Origin of the sequence: Algivirga pacifica, from assembly GCF_039543525.1 — a bacterium.
GTDB lineage: Bacteria > Bacteroidota > Bacteroidia > Cytophagales > Flammeovirgaceae > Algivirga > Algivirga pacifica.
On the sequence record NZ_BAABJX010000036.1, the window covers coordinates 233,384 to 248,003 of the forward strand.

The window sequence follows — 14,620 nt, forward strand, 5'->3', positions numbered from 1 at the left end:
AATTAAGATGGAATAAATCACCATCATACTACCAACCCGCTTTGTTGAGGGCACTGCGTGCCGTTGAGTGGAGCTGCGCTCCATTGAGATGTGCTTCGCACGTTGAGATTTTGCAGTACTGTTCCTTCTCAACGTGCAGCACTGGTCTTTGCGTCCTCTCTAGGACTAGTATTTAGCTTAAGTTTACGGTATTGTGCCTCAGGCACGGTCTGTAGGACAAGGGCCTACATTGTATCATTAGAGTAAAAAGTAAGCAGTCTCCTTTATACCTTTTACCTCTTACCTCTTATCTTTTATCTTTTACCTTTCAAGATAACCCTTCAATCTCCCCATCGACTACCTCAATCTGCATTGCCGAAGGAACCTTTGGCAAGCCCGGCATACGCATAATCGTTCCTGCTTTGGCAACTATAAACCCTGCCCCCTTATTGATAATCAAATCATCAAAGGCAATCTTAAATCCTTTCGCCACTCCTGTAGCCTTGGCGTTATCACTGAAGGAGAATTGTGTTTTTGCCACACAGACCGGCAAGTGCTCCAACCCCATACGTCGAATTCTTCTGAGCATTAGCAAGGCATGTCCTTCCAGTACGGCCTTTTCTCCTCCGTAAATATTTCTCACCAAGGCATCCAGCTTTTCTGGTAAAGTACTTTCTTCATCATAACTGAATACCAAAGGCTGACTTCCTTCCTCAATCGCCTGCAGAACCTCTGTAGCCAAAGCCTTACCTCCTTCCCCTCCTTTTGCAAATGCGGTAAGCATAGCAATACGTATCTGTTGCTGTTCAGCCCATTGTTGTACAACATTCAATTCCGACGCTGTATCATTGGGAAAACGATTCATCGCAATAACCACTTGTTGCCCGAAAGCCTTTAGATTTTCGATGTGCTTTGCTAAGTTCTCCAGCCCCTTTTCTACCCCTATCACATTTTCTTCCTTCAGTTGCTTTTCATCCACCCCTCCATGTAGCTTCAGCGCAGGAACAGTTACAACGATAACCGTAGCTTTTGGTTCTAGCCCCGTCATTCGACACTTAATATTAAAGAACTTCTCTGCTCCCAGGTCAGCACCAAAGCCTGCTTCTGTAACTACATAGTCTCCATATGTCATCGCCAGTTGTGTTGCCAAGACTGAGTTACAGCCATGGGCAATATTCGCAAAAGGTCCTCCATGGATAAAAGCTGCTGTCCCTTCTGAAGTCTGTACCAAGTTAGGGTCTATAGCTTCTTTCAATAAGGCCACAACGGCACCTCCCACTCCCAAGTCTTTTACAGTGAATGGTTGATTGTCGTGGGTATATCCCAATAAGATTTCATCAATACGGCGACGCAAATCCTCCAGATCTGTTGCCAAGCAGAGGATCGCCATCAGCTCAGAGGCTGCCGTAATATCAAATCCGGTCTCTGCCATTACCCCATTAGGGTTCCCTCCTACCCCTGTCACTACAGAACGTAGGTTACGGTCATTCACGTCCAATACCCTTTTCCAGACGATTTCCTTAAGTAGTTCCCCTGTAAATCGGTTCTGATGCTGATAATTGTCCAACAAAGCTGAGATAGTATTATGAGCAGAAGTAATTGCGTGAAAATCTCCCGTAAAGTGCAGGTTGATCTTATCCATTGGCAGAACTTGTGCGTAGCCACCTCCAGCTGCACCTCCTTTTACGCCAAAGCAAGGGCCTAAGGAAGGTTCCCTTAAGGCTACAATGGCATTTTTTCCTAGCTTCTGTAAGCCCATCGTCAAGCCGATGGAGGTTAAGGTTTTTCCGTTTCCAGTTTTGGTGGGGGTAATAGAAGTCACCAGTATTAAGTTCGAACGTTTTACTTTATCCTTATCCACCAAAGTATGAGGCACCTTAGCGATGTGTTTACCGAAAGGGTAGAGTTCTTCTGTGGGTATACCTGCTGCTTTGGCGATGTCTTGAATTGGCGCAAGGGTTGCTTCCCTTGCAATTTGGCTGTCAGTTTTCATCCTATGTGTTGGTTAAAATAATGGTATATGTATGTGTTGGGTTGAAGGTACGACTCTCATTCTTCTTTTTTGGTTACTTTCGTCAAGGTTGTTGATAATGTTTAATAGGGCTTCGCCCGTTCATGATGTTTAGTTGTTTTTTAACACCCCAAACCATCCCTCATTAATAATTTTTCATTCTTCATTTTTCATTCTTCATTCTTGATTATTCATTCAGTCCATATTGCTCCATTGCCCGCATCAGTTTCCTTTGAACTCTCTTCCGCAATATCCTAGGCTTCAACACCTCTATTCCCTCCCCAAAGCCTAGAATCATCCGATCAAACTCAAAATTCAAATGCACCTTTACCGAGATCACTACACTTCCGTCTTCCAACTCCTCTACCACTTTTTGGGAATGATGTATAGGTTTGGTCAAGGCATATGGCGCATTGTAAGCATCTAATTTCAAATGCACCTCTTTAAGCTGCTCCTCATTCAATACCGTAACTCCTATCGTATTTTTAAAATACTCCTCTCCATCAAACCCCTCTCTGTCATAGGTTCTTTGCAAATCATAACCTATCTCCAGCATACGATCCAATGCCAAGGTAACGACAGGACCTCCAAGCTTCCGTCTTCCAATCAAGAACCATCGGTTATTAAACTCTTTTAAGAGATAAGGAATAAAAGGAACATCAGAAGGTTCTTTAGCGGTAAAAGACTGATAGGTAATCCTCAAACATAATTCCTTCAAGATAGCCTGATAAAGTATATCCAAATGCTCCAGCCCCTTCAAGTTTTCATTTTTATCCAAATGAATAATAGGCTCCTGTCGCGTCTTTTCCACATATATCTTATCCTCCAGCTTTTGGATAATACCCCCCAGTTCCGAGAACAAAGAAAAGTCCTTGAACTGCTTCAGCATCTCTACCGTTTCCGACAGCACATTCATATCAGACCCTGTCAATGGGATATCCGTAATGGAATAGTTCTCATCCTCGTATCGGTAGTATTTCTTATTATATACGACAATAGGCGCATTATATCCCAACTTATCACTGCGCATCATCTGTATATCTAGCTGTACACTTCGCTTACTCACATTGACATCCCTGCCCTCATATTCATATAGCGCTTCTGAGCAAGCTTCAATTAAATCGTCTAACGTCCATTCCCTGTATTGGTTTTGCAGACATTTATCAATCGTTTTGTACCGAATTAATGCGTTTTTATTTTGAGCCATGGCTTGTGTTCATGTTGTTTAGGTGAGCTTCGCTCGTTCATGATGTTTAGCAGTGAAAACTCATTAATTTTCAATTATTCACTGTTCACTGTTAACTGTTCACTATTCATTCCAAATTAACAATCCTTTCTCATGTACGCAAAAACCTTGCGTAGATATCTCCCATCTTGCTACCATTATAATTTTTCAACTAAACATCATGAACGAGCGAAGCTCAATTAAACAACATGAACAATTATAAAATAAATGGACATACCTTGATTAATCTGGGATACACCCCAGCTCCCTGGTTTAAGGAGGCGATTATGCATATCAATACGCATCAGCTCTCCGAAGAGGAGATACATGCCTACCTGCAAAAGTTCAAGCCGGAACCTTTTGTGGAGCTACATCAGGAAGCCATCAATTTTTCGGTCAATATTAAGGCAGAAAATGAACTGGAAACGGAGAATGTAGAAAGTGTACTTCGTACTATGAAAGAGGTCATGAAAACGCCTACGGTAGTCAACGGGGCGGTGATGCCTGATGCTTGTCCAACCGGTGGTGTCGGTACTATTCCTGTAGGCGGTGTCGTGGCTAGTAGAAATGCCATTCACCCAGGAATGCATAGTGCCGATATCTGCTGTTCCGTGATGCTAACAGACTATGGGAAAGCTGATCCAAAATTGATTTTGGATGCTGCACATTCCGTTACCCATTTTGGTCCGGGTGGAAGGGATCGTAATAAGCAGTTTCGTTTTCCATCCGATTTATTGCAGGCTTTTGAAGGCAATACGTTGCTTCATGACAAAGAAATGATTCAGGCTGCCCGAAAGCATTTGGGTACTCAGGGCGATGGTAATCATTTCCTGTTTGTTGGTCGATCAAAAAATACTGGCAATACGATGGTCGTGACACACCATGGTTCCAGAGCTCCCGGTGCCATATTGTTCAAGAGAGGGATGGCCATTGCAGAACGTTTCCGACAAAAGCTATCACCTAAAACCTTAAAGCAAAATGCATGGATTCCTTTTGATAGCAAGGAGGGACAAACCTATTGGGAAGCTTTACAGATTATTCGGGCATGGACCAAGCAAAATCATACCTGCATCCATGATGCCATCGCAGAACGTATGAATATTTCGGTGGAGAACAGATTCTGGAATGAGCACAATTTTGTCTTTCAGGAAGATGATATCTTCTACCACGCCAAGGGAGCCACTCCTATCAGCAAGTCATTTTTACCGGAGAGCAATCCCTTACGATTAATTCCATTGAATATGGCCGAGCCTGTACTCATTGTAGAAGGAGACGTCACAGCGAACAACTTAGGATTTGCTCCTCATGGTGCCGGTAGAAATATGAGTAGAAGACAACATAAAAAGTCTCAAGCTCATAGAACTATTCAAGAAGTTTTTGAGGAAGAAACCAAGGGGTTAGATGTTCGTTTCTTTTCCGATGAAATCGATATTTCAGAGTTGCCCTCTGCCTATAAAAATGCGCAGACTGTGAGAAGGCAGATGGAAGAATTTGGCTTGGGTCAGGTAGTGGATGAAGTGCTTCCTTATGGATCAATTATGGCGGGGGATTGGCAGAGGAATGCGCCTTGGAGAAGAAAAAGTTGATCACCTCTTACTACGCAAATTTATTGCGCACATTACTTCCACCTTTGATTTATCAAGAAAAAACACAGGCCAAGAATAAGTTACTACGAACATTTTAGGTTAATGAAAACTTATTCCATTGCCTGTACTTGGGGCAGTAGCTCAGCTGGTAGAGCAGGTTTAGCTTTTAAATTACCAGTTAAAGAAAAGGTCAACTTAGGCATACTACTTTTGGGTAAATCCTTACGGATTTGGGTTCGAGTCCCATGGTTGCTTCAGTATTACCTCAAAAGACATGGTCAATAATCGCTTACTTCTGCGCTTCTCACGCCCAGGTCGTGGGTTCGAATCCCACCTGCCCCGCGCTGGTGTAAGGTTATTAAGGTTGAATAATTAAGCACCACGCTGATGCAACCATTACATGGCGTGGTCACCTTGCACCCAAACATAGCGGAAGTATCTACTTCCGCTATTTTCCTTTCCCTTCATGAATATTAACACCGAATCATTATCAATGTCTTGAAGGCTTTTAGCTTCGACAAATTCACAACCTATCGCTATGTCTAGAAGCTATAAAATTCAAAATGATGAAAACTACTATTTCGTCACATTTACAGTCATTCAATGGATTGATGTTTTCTCTCGTGCTGAATACCGAAACATCTTTATTGATAGTATTAAATACTGCCAGCAAAACAAAGGACTCTTAGTGGGCGCATGGTGTATCATGAGTAATCATGTGCATCTAATCATTAGCTCCGATGGTACTTACCCATTAAGTGGTATTATTCGAGACCTCAAACGTCATACTTCTTCAACTATCCGAAAAGCTATTGAATCCAGTAAAACGGAAAGCAGAAAGAAATGGATGTTATGGATAATGAAGCGAGCGGGCACTTTCAATGCGAACAATAAAGACTTCCAGTTTTGGATACAAGACAATCACCCTATACAATTAACTTCTATAAAGTTTATTCAACAAAGACTACGCTATATTCATTATAATCCCGTTAAAGCCGGCTATGTTGAAAATCCTGAAGATTGGATTGACAGTAGCGCTGGTGATTATATGAATAAGAAAGGAAAAATAGATATCACCTTTTTGCTTTAGAGGAGTAATGAAAGCAAATGCTTTCGTCATTTTGGGTGCAAGCTGAAGCTTGCACCAGCGTATAGGAAGAAACACATCAACACACTCACTTACAAGAACTTATAATACAATAAATCAAAAAACCAAAAAGCTTCTCTTACTACGCAAATTCATTGCGCACATTATATCCACCTTTGATTTATCAAGAAAAATAACAGGTCAATTGCTTCTTACTTCTGGAGGATTTCCTCCCCCCATTTACCCAATGAGCTAGAAACGAGATTACCTGATTGCTTTAAAACTGGAAAACGATGAAAAGAGATTTGCTAAAAGTCGCCCTTAGAAAAAATGCTATCATAATTCCGGATAACTGGATCTGCAACCATCAGGATAACCAAGTAATCAACAAGAGCAGTAGTGTATTGCTGGCAAACTGTACACAACTAGGCTTCACTTTTTCTGAAGACTTGCTGACTTCTATTAATCGCATTTCTCCCAACGCTAAGTTAGAAATCCTTGAGTTGTTGAAGGAGGTTACCGGCGTCCATAAGAACTGGACGCCTTTGGTAAAGCAGTGGAACATTCCTACAGGGGAGTCTATCGTGGACCATATTATTACCTGGTTTGCCAATGTATGCCAGTTCAAAAGTGGAAGCAGGCTTCCATGTGGGCACCTTATTCCTGACAATACCTTTCCATTGGAACGGTATAATGGCTGTCCTTTCTGTGGCACACCTTTCGAATTCGAGCAATTGAGCTATAAGGCAGGCAACAACAGTCTGAAAGTACTGCAACTGTGGACAGAAGAAGATCTAAAGCAGTCTTTGGAGCACCTATTGACTTCTCCTGTAGCACTGGATGCTACTCAGGTAGATGATCTCAAAATTCTTTTGTCAGTTTATGGAATAACGACAGATACTGCCATCCGTATGAAAGAAACCTTAATGCTGGTCATCGATACCCTTGTGGCAGAAGACAGAGCCGAAGAAGCAGGCAAGCTCTTCAATAGTCCTAATGATATCCTTCGCTACCTATGGTACAAGCATACGGGCTTTTTGCAAATCATTGAGCCAAAAACCATCGCTCGCCGTATGGGAAAGAATGCCCAAAACTATCATCCACAATTGGACAATAGCATTCAAGCCAAAATTAAATCCTTGCATGACCTGCAATTGAAATACAGCAGAACGGAATGCAAACGCTATGCACTATGGCTCAACAACCTATCCATGGGCATTCAGGCACAGTGTGAAAACATGCACCCTAAAAGAGGGATGTGGGTGAGGGTTATTCGAGCACTTCGATTGTCAGAGTACAGCAAGCGAAAAGGATTTGAGCGTTTGGCTACTTTATTGGATACCTTTTACAATGAGCAGTATGAGGTTTGGCAAGGAAAAGTCAATCAGCATCGCACCAAGATGGATGCAGAGGGGACTTTTGCTTTGCTAAAACAACGCCCTGGATTGTTTGCCCGATCCTTATTCTCTTCCATGCTATGGTTCGGAGCAGATGTTTCTATTCAGCACTTCAAAGAGGTGTTACATCATATTCCATCACGCTTGATCTTTACCCTGAATATGTATGCCGAAAGCTACTTCAACAAGCAAGGAGCTAGAACTGTAAAGCCATTAGGAGGTACCAACAAGAAAATCCCTGCCAACAAATTGCTTCAGTTGTATTCCGATGATGAACTACAACGGATGCAATCTTTGGTACAGGACTTAAGCTTAGAGGTCATCAAGGAAAATCTTAGAAAAGTAGAGAACAGCAACAAGCGTCTTTATATTGATGAGGGATTATTTACCATTCCTATCGCAATCGGTGACCGAAGCGATAGTCTTCAAGACTTGCCTGCAGCACTAATGGGTACTCGATTCAAGGTTGAAGGAGATACGGTGCGATTATTTTTGCAATGGGGGGAAGGACTTCCTGCCCAACACCTGGATATGGACTTGAGCTGTAATGTTGCTTATGAAAATCGTAATGAGTTCTGTTCCTATTCTCAACTGACTATTCCCGGCTGTCAACACAGTGGAGATATTCAGCGGATTCCTGATATGGTAGGTACGGCTGAATACATTGACATTGACTTAAATGAGCTACAACAATTAGAAGCTAAATATGTGAGCTTCACCTGTAATGCTTACAGCAGTGGTAGCCTTTCACCTAACTTGATCGTCGGTTGGATGAAGAGTCAATTCCCTATGAAGATATCGTCCAATGGTGTTGCCTATGACCCTACGGCGGTACAACATCAGGTTCGCATCACCCAATCGCTTGTCAAAGGAATGGTCTTCGGAGTATTGGATGTACATAAAAGGGAAATCATCTGGCTGGAAATGAGTTTTGGTGGTCAAGTAGTACAAAATCTAAATCAATCTGGAGTGGAAGCATTACTACAAAAACTGGATGCCAAGCTGAAAATAGGAGACCTTTTAAAACTTAAAGCGGAGGTGCAAGAACTGGAAATTGTGGATGACCCGGCACTGGCGGAGGAGGTCTATGATATGAACTGGGCACTTAATACGGCGGAGGTGAGCAAATTATTTTTATGACCCACGGCGGTGCCGTGGGCTATGGCTTCGCCAATATAATATTTTTCGACTTCGTCGTAGCCTACGGCTTCGCCGTTGTTTACAGCTTCGCTGTGGGTAATAATTAAAAGCGTTTTAGGATTGCTCTCACCATCCCTTTCCAGCTATACTTTTCCTTAAAATTCTGGACAGCTAGAGACATTTCCTTAGGGTTTTCTCCTTTGAAATAATCCTGTACGGCCGTGGTAATCGCATGGGGTGTAGACTCCTCCACGACGATACCACTTCCATAAGGCGCTACTGTTCCCTTTAACCCTCCTACATTGGTAACGATCACCGGTAAATCAAAATGGTAGCTAATCGCTACTACTCCACTTTGGGTCGCTGTTCGATAAGGTAATACACTAACGTCCGCTGCCGAAAAGTAAAGCGGTACTTCCTCGTCAGCGACATAGCGGGTCACCGTATGGATACGCTCCTTATTGGCGTTGTTATCAATTAATTGTTGGTAAGGCTCAAAATCCTCATAAGGCTCCCCAACGATCAAGAGCTGATAGCTATCATCCAGTTGATCAAAAGCCTCGATCAGTAAGTCCAGTCCTTTGTACTTTCTGATCAATCCAAAGTATAAGAGCACCTTATCCTCTGATTTCAGTCCTAAGGTTTTTCGGGCTAACGCCTTCTCTTGTTTTTCTCCAAAATGATCATAAATCGGATGCGGGTGATGTAGATAGGCTGCATCAGGTTTTACAGATTTCAGGTCTTTTTCGACCACATCACTCATTACTACAAACCCATCACAACGATTGAGAAAATAATCTGTCAGTTGCTTATCTCCCGGGCGTTGCTCGTGGGGAATAAGATTATCAATCACCGTGATCACTTTTATTCCTTTCTTGCGCAGCTTTCCAGCAACATACCCCAATGATGGGGCAAAAAATGGCATCCAATAGCGTAAAATCACCATATCTGGTTCATAAGCCGCTATTTTACGAATAGTCCCCGCAAAAGTAAGTGGATTCACCGTACTCAAAACCCTCTCCGATACGATCGCACCCGTGGTGTCTTCTTCCGTTACGTACTGGGAGGTTCCCGGAAACAATATAGAAGGATATTGAGTGGTGAAGTTCCACGCCTTTACTTCATGTCCCTCTTCTTCAAATGCCCTGTACAATTGTGCATTGGACTGTGCTATCCCTCCTCGGAAGGGATAAAAAACAGATAAAAAAGCTATTCTCATAAATGTATTGATAATCGGATTTACAATTATTGATCATTTTGGTGACGAAAATCAAACTTTCGTTTTTTTCCATCTGTTATTTTTGTCGGCTATGAATCAACAGGGATAAAGATATTACATTTCAAAGAACTGGCAAAGAATCATCAACATGACACATCAAGGCAACATAGAACTAATGGCCCCTGCAGGGAACTTCGAATCGATGACAGCAGCAATCCAAGGAGGTGCTGACTCCGTTTATTTCGGTGTCGAACAACTGAATATGAGAGCGAGAGCGACCATGAACTTCACACTGGAAGATCTGCCTGAAATTGCTGAGCTAGGACGCAAGCATAACGTTCGTACCTATCTTACGCTGAATACTATCGTATATGATCATGACCTTCACTTAATGAAGATGATCATCGACAAGGTGAAAGAAGCAGGGATCACAGCGGTCATTGCCTCAGATCAAGCGGTTATTTCTTATGCCTTTAGCAAAGGAGTAGAAGTCCATATTTCTACCCAATCCAATATTACCAATATAGAAACCGTACGTTTCTTCAGTCACTTTGCTGATACTGTGGTATTGTCTCGTGAGCTTAGTTTGTTACAAGTAAAAAAGATCACAGACGCTATTGAGAAAGAACAAATCAAAGGTCCTAACGGGAACCTGATTGAAATAGAGATCTTTGGTCACGGGGCTCTATGTGTAGCAGTTTCTGGTAAATGCTATATGAGCTTACATACACAGAATGCCTCAGCCAACCGTGGTGCTTGTATCCAAAACTGCCGCCGTAAATACAAAGTGATTGATATGGAAGACGGACACGAGCTGGAAATCGACAACGAATACATCATGTCTCCTAAGGACCTTTGCACGATTGATTTCTTGGATCAAGTGATTGATTCAGGCATTAAAGTCCTGAAAATCGAAGGACGTGGAAAGGGTGCTGATTACGTTAAAACGGTTACCCAATGTTACCGAGAAGCGATTGATAGCTATGCAGAAGGCACCTACAATAAAGAAAAAGTAGCCGGCTGGATGGAACGTTTGGAAACCGTATATAATCGTGGCTTCTGGAGCGGTTACTACCTAGGACAGAAATTAGGAGAATGGACCGACCAATCAGGTTCTCAAGCTACCCAGAAAAAAGTCTTTCTTGGAAAAGGTAGCCGTTACTTTGCTAAAATTGGTGTCGCAGAGTTTATCATGGAAACTCAAAAAGTCAAAGTAGGCGATCACCTACTGATCACCGGCCCTACAACAGGAGTCGTTGAAACAGTTGTTGAAGAAATGCATGTCAACGATGAAGGCGCTAAGGAAATGGCAGTCAAAGGAGATCGCTTTTCTATCAAACTGGATAGCATGATTCGCCCATCCGACAAGCTGTATAAACTTGTGAAAGAAAACGTTGAAGCAAAAGCTTAATCATATTATGATCACCATCATACAACAAAGAGATAAGTGTATTGGCTGTAACTACTGTGTAGAGCTAGCCCCCAATCGTTGGCAAATGTCCCGAAAAGATGGAAAAAGTGTCTTGTTAGGTGCACAAAACAAGAAGGGCTTTTGGAATATAAAGGTAGGAGATGAAGAACTGGAAGAGAACGAACGTGCTGCAGAAGCTTGTCCAGTCAATATTATCCAAATCAGGTAAAGTAAAGAAGACATGAATCATCCCATATTAACAAATGGCTTAGCTTTCTGAGAATTCATCACTTTATAACTATCTCACAAGCCCATTATGAGCTTCTTCATTTTTTCCTTGATGAAAAAACGAAGCAAAAAAATCAAGGCTTTGAAGAATTCGCCTAATTTTTAATCGCCAAAGCTAAACCCATTACATGGCGTATTCAACTCGCTACGCTCAAACAATGGAATTTTCTTAACGCTTTGACGATTAAAAATCTTAACGGCAATTCTTCAAGGCCGTTTTTAAAAAAAATAGAGCCATCCCCTTAAATATTAATATGGGATGACTCATATTTGCTCACTAATTAACAATTAAACCATACTAAATATTATTCAGCAAAAGTCAGTACACCTTCCATTCCTAGTGTAAAGCTTTGTGCTTTTCCGTCAGGTCTAAAGAAAGTAAGATCCTCTCCATTAGGCCCTACCTTCAAGATCTTTTTATATTCTCCCTGATAGTCCAGGTACCATGAACTTTCCTCTGGCTTAAAGTGAAAAGCTACTTCTTGTCCTGCCTCTGGACCCTCCAGTTGCTTAATCTGGATCATGTTGCGCTTTTTCACCACTTCATACAACTTCCCATCTTTCTGCACACGCTGTATATCAATCTCCCCTTCATTCATTGAGATAGGGTTCTTCCCACCGAAAAATTCAATGGTATTAAAGATGATTCCATCAGCCAATAACGTAATGCTATATACGGGTACAATCACCAATAACAGGAATACCAAAGCATTGATAAACTTGTCTCCAATTTGTCCGTTCCAATCGTGTAGTTTAGTGGTCAATCGAAATGGGCCATAACAGCTGGTTTGTATTGTGGTTACGCCAATCACCAACACGGCCATTAGTATCAGCTTCAATCGTCTGAAATATTGCATATTTTTGATAGTTAAGTGGGTTTAATTTTCAACTCCCATGAAGAAAGAGAATTCCATTATAACTGTCAACACTTGTGAACAATTCCACTAAAAAAAAGAGGTTGAGTACTTTTTTTTGTTATTTGAATCCAATTGACAACTACTCACATTCTGCTTATCGCCTATCATTTTAAGTAGAAGATAGAAAAGAACATTTACTATTTATTAATCGGTCAATAGTTAATACCTTTCAAGTCAGTTATTGCTTACTATTTCAAGAGCATTCCAAATACACATCATCATGGGAAAAGAAATTTATATCCTCAACCAACAGTCCTCTATCGCACAAACTTACCTTAATGAACTCCGCGACGTAGAAATCCAAAAGGATAGTATGCGTTTTCGCCATAACTTACAGCGTCTTGGGTTTCTACTAGCCTATGAAGCCTCCAAAACCTTAGATTACACGCCACATGAGGTCACGACACCTTTAGGTACTTCGTCTTCTCAACAACCAAAGGATGATATTGTCGTCACCACAATTCTAAGAGCTGGAATTCCGATGTATGACGGCGTACTACAAGCATTTGATAGAGCTCAAAGTGCATTTATTGGTTCTTATCGTGCGTCTGAAGGAACAGAAGACGTCAGTATTGTTTCCAACTATATTGCATCGGATAACCTGGATGGAAAAATTGTATTGGTTGTAGATCCTATGCTAGCAACCGGCAGTTCACTTTGGGATGCTTGCGAGAAGCTTCTACAGAACGGTACACCAAAAGCCATTCACCTGATTGCCGCTATTGGAGCACAAGAAGGGGTTGATTTTATGACCGAAAAAATGGCTACGCTTAATATTCCTTTCCATCTTTGGATCGGTGCTGTAGACCCTTCTTTAAACGAGAAGCATTATATCGTTCCTGGGTTAGGAGATGCTGGAGACCTTTGCTTCGGACCAAAACTTTAGATTAATGAAGAATGAAAAATTAATAATGAAGAATAGGGGGTATCACGGTTAATTATCTATGAGTGAAAAAGCCTACTGAACTGCTTTTAGAATGGATTAGTTTTCAATGATCAATTTTTAATTAAAATGAATCACCCAAAAGGCAGCTGGACTAGTCCTAGAGTGTATTAATTATTGAAAATTGATCATTGAAAATTAAAAATTCTTCATTTTTAAAACGCTTCTCCAATCGTAAAAAACAACGCATGCTTCCCTGCGGCTCCCCACCCTACATCCAAGCGAAAATTGAGCGGATCTTTGGGAAGTAAGCGTAAACGAAGTCCGGTACCTGCTACCCACTGTATTTCTTGAAAGGGAAACTCCCGGTGGGTAGCGACATTTCCTGCCCCCAGAAATACGGCCATTCCAATCCGTTGCCATAGGTGTCTTCTATATTCCCCCTGCAATAGCCATACTTGTCGATCAATATACTGGTTAGGGTTTCCAATACTTCTCAAGCGATCCTTCCCTCCCAGAACAGGCAACTTAAAATAAGGCGTATTCTCTCCACTGATCTCCCAAAGTAGCTGTACCCCAAATACATTTTCTGGATTCTTGAATTGCCAGAAGTTTCTTATGTCCAAAGTCAAGGCATTATAAGAGAAGTCTCCAAAGTAATGGCGTGCACTCAAGCGCCATAATCGCCCTTCTTCTGGATACAATACGTTGTCTCTCGTATCCCATCGAGTTTCCACTCCTAACCCCAAGACCGTTCCTCCCTCAAATCCCAAAACTGTTTCATCCAAGGATTCCCCTTCGATATCCTGATTCCTTAGGGTAGTAAAGTCATAATAGGCCCCCGCATAAATCACATCGCTAAGCGGCTTAAGGGCTCCCCCTGCCATACTGAATTGGTTACGGGTATAAAGGGATACTTCTTCCTGTGGCCCTCCTATACCAAAATAAGTATCCGGAAACCGGTAGTAGATGGTTCTCGCCAAAAACATCCAACCCGAATTGGCAAACATGACAAAATCAGCATCCAGTAACAATTGATTTTTTGTAGAATAAGAGGCTGAAGGAAGTAAAGTTGTCGGACGATAATATTTATTACTCCCTTGCTGTGCTCCGGTTTCTTGAAATACAATCGCTGCAATCAATCCAAAAGAAAAGCCTGCCCGTTCATTATAATCCAGTAAAGGATAAATAGATACATTGAAGCGTTCTCCTTCAATCGTCGTCAAGTCCATTATCCTCTCTATCAGATTTGCATTCGAAAGACTATCACTTTCTTGGGTCATTCCTCTATGCCATAATCCACTCTGTAGCAACAGAAATAATAGAATGATTTTTCTAATGGGTAAGTTCAAAGGGATATAATTTAGTTTTCAAACACAAAATGAAGGAGGTATTCCTTATTTTTAATTAAAATCTGAGCTTTCGCTCAGTTAATCTTTGGATAAAACATAATTATCCTGAGGAGAGTACTCAAGCA

The 14,620-nt window shown here is 41.6% G+C and carries 11 protein-coding genes; 6 read left to right on the forward strand and 5 right to left on the reverse strand.

The window, feature by feature from the left end; genetic code table 11:
• Positions 1-307: 307 nt before the first annotated feature.
• On the reverse strand, positions 308-1,972 hold the full coding sequence (locus ABD985_RS12920; protein ID WP_345372352.1) for a formate--tetrahydrofolate ligase: 1,665 nt from the start codon (positions 1,970-1,972) through the stop codon (positions 308-310).
• 205 nt (positions 1,973-2,177) lie between these two features.
• A complete protein-coding gene (locus ABD985_RS12925) occupies positions 2,178-3,197 on the reverse strand; it encodes a helix-turn-helix transcriptional regulator (protein WP_345372353.1) in 1,020 nt (339 codons plus the stop codon).
• Positions 3,198-3,424: 227 nt separating this feature from the next.
• Between ABD985_RS12925 and ABD985_RS12930 the strand changes: the two genes are divergently transcribed.
• From ABD985_RS12930 to ABD985_RS12940, 3 genes are all read left to right on the forward strand, one after another.
• Positions 3,425-4,801: an RtcB family protein gene (locus tag ABD985_RS12930; protein ID WP_345372355.1), complete on the forward strand. Its 1,377-nt coding sequence runs from the start codon at positions 3,425-3,427 to the stop codon at positions 4,799-4,801.
• A gap of 538 nt (positions 4,802-5,339) precedes the next feature.
• The gene (locus ABD985_RS12935; protein WP_345372357.1) at positions 5,340-5,891 is read left to right on the forward strand and encodes an REP-associated tyrosine transposase; all 552 of its coding nucleotides are present in this window, start codon (positions 5,340-5,342) and stop codon (positions 5,889-5,891) included.
• A 290-nt stretch (positions 5,892-6,181) separates the two neighbouring features.
• The gene (locus ABD985_RS12940; RefSeq protein ID WP_345372358.1) at positions 6,182-8,425 is read left to right on the forward strand and encodes a hypothetical protein; all 2,244 of its coding nucleotides are present in this window, start codon (positions 6,182-6,184) and stop codon (positions 8,423-8,425) included.
• A gap of 103 nt (positions 8,426-8,528) precedes the next feature.
• Here the strand turns inward: ABD985_RS12940 and ABD985_RS12945 are convergent, their stop codons facing one another.
• Positions 8,529-9,644 carry a glycosyltransferase gene (locus ABD985_RS12945; protein WP_345372360.1) on the reverse strand — a complete coding sequence of 372 codons (1,116 nt, stop codon included), beginning with the start codon at positions 9,642-9,644 and terminating at the stop codon, positions 8,529-8,531.
• Between the two features lie 148 nt (positions 9,645-9,792).
• On the opposite strand from ABD985_RS12945, the gene ABD985_RS12950 reads away from it, so the two are divergent.
• Together ABD985_RS12950 and ABD985_RS12955 are read left to right on the forward strand one after the other, a co-directional pair.
• Complete coding sequence (locus tag ABD985_RS12950) at positions 9,793-11,055, forward strand: peptidase U32 family protein (protein WP_345372361.1); 1,263 nt, start codon at positions 9,793-9,795, stop codon at positions 11,053-11,055.
• Between the two features lie 7 nt (positions 11,056-11,062).
• Positions 11,063-11,284: a ferredoxin gene (locus tag ABD985_RS12955; protein WP_345372363.1), complete on the forward strand. Its 222-nt coding sequence runs from the start codon at positions 11,063-11,065 to the stop codon at positions 11,282-11,284.
• A 364-nt stretch (positions 11,285-11,648) separates the two neighbouring features.
• Here ABD985_RS12955 and ABD985_RS12960 read toward each other — a convergent pair whose 3' ends face one another.
• A complete protein-coding gene (locus ABD985_RS12960) occupies positions 11,649-12,200 on the reverse strand; it encodes a DUF3332 domain-containing protein (RefSeq protein WP_345372364.1) in 552 nt (183 codons plus the stop codon).
• Positions 12,201-12,480: 280 nt separating this feature from the next.
• On the opposite strand from ABD985_RS12960, the gene upp reads away from it, so the two are divergent.
• Complete coding sequence (gene upp / locus ABD985_RS12965) at positions 12,481-13,146, forward strand: uracil phosphoribosyltransferase (protein WP_345372366.1); 666 nt, start codon at positions 12,481-12,483, stop codon at positions 13,144-13,146.
• Between the two features lie 212 nt (positions 13,147-13,358).
• Here the strand turns inward: upp and ABD985_RS12970 are convergent, their stop codons facing one another.
• On the reverse strand, positions 13,359-14,495 hold the full coding sequence (locus tag ABD985_RS12970) for a BamA/TamA family outer membrane protein (RefSeq protein ID WP_345372367.1): 1,137 nt from the start codon (positions 14,493-14,495) through the stop codon (positions 13,359-13,361).
• Positions 14,496-14,620: the final 125 nt, after the last annotated feature.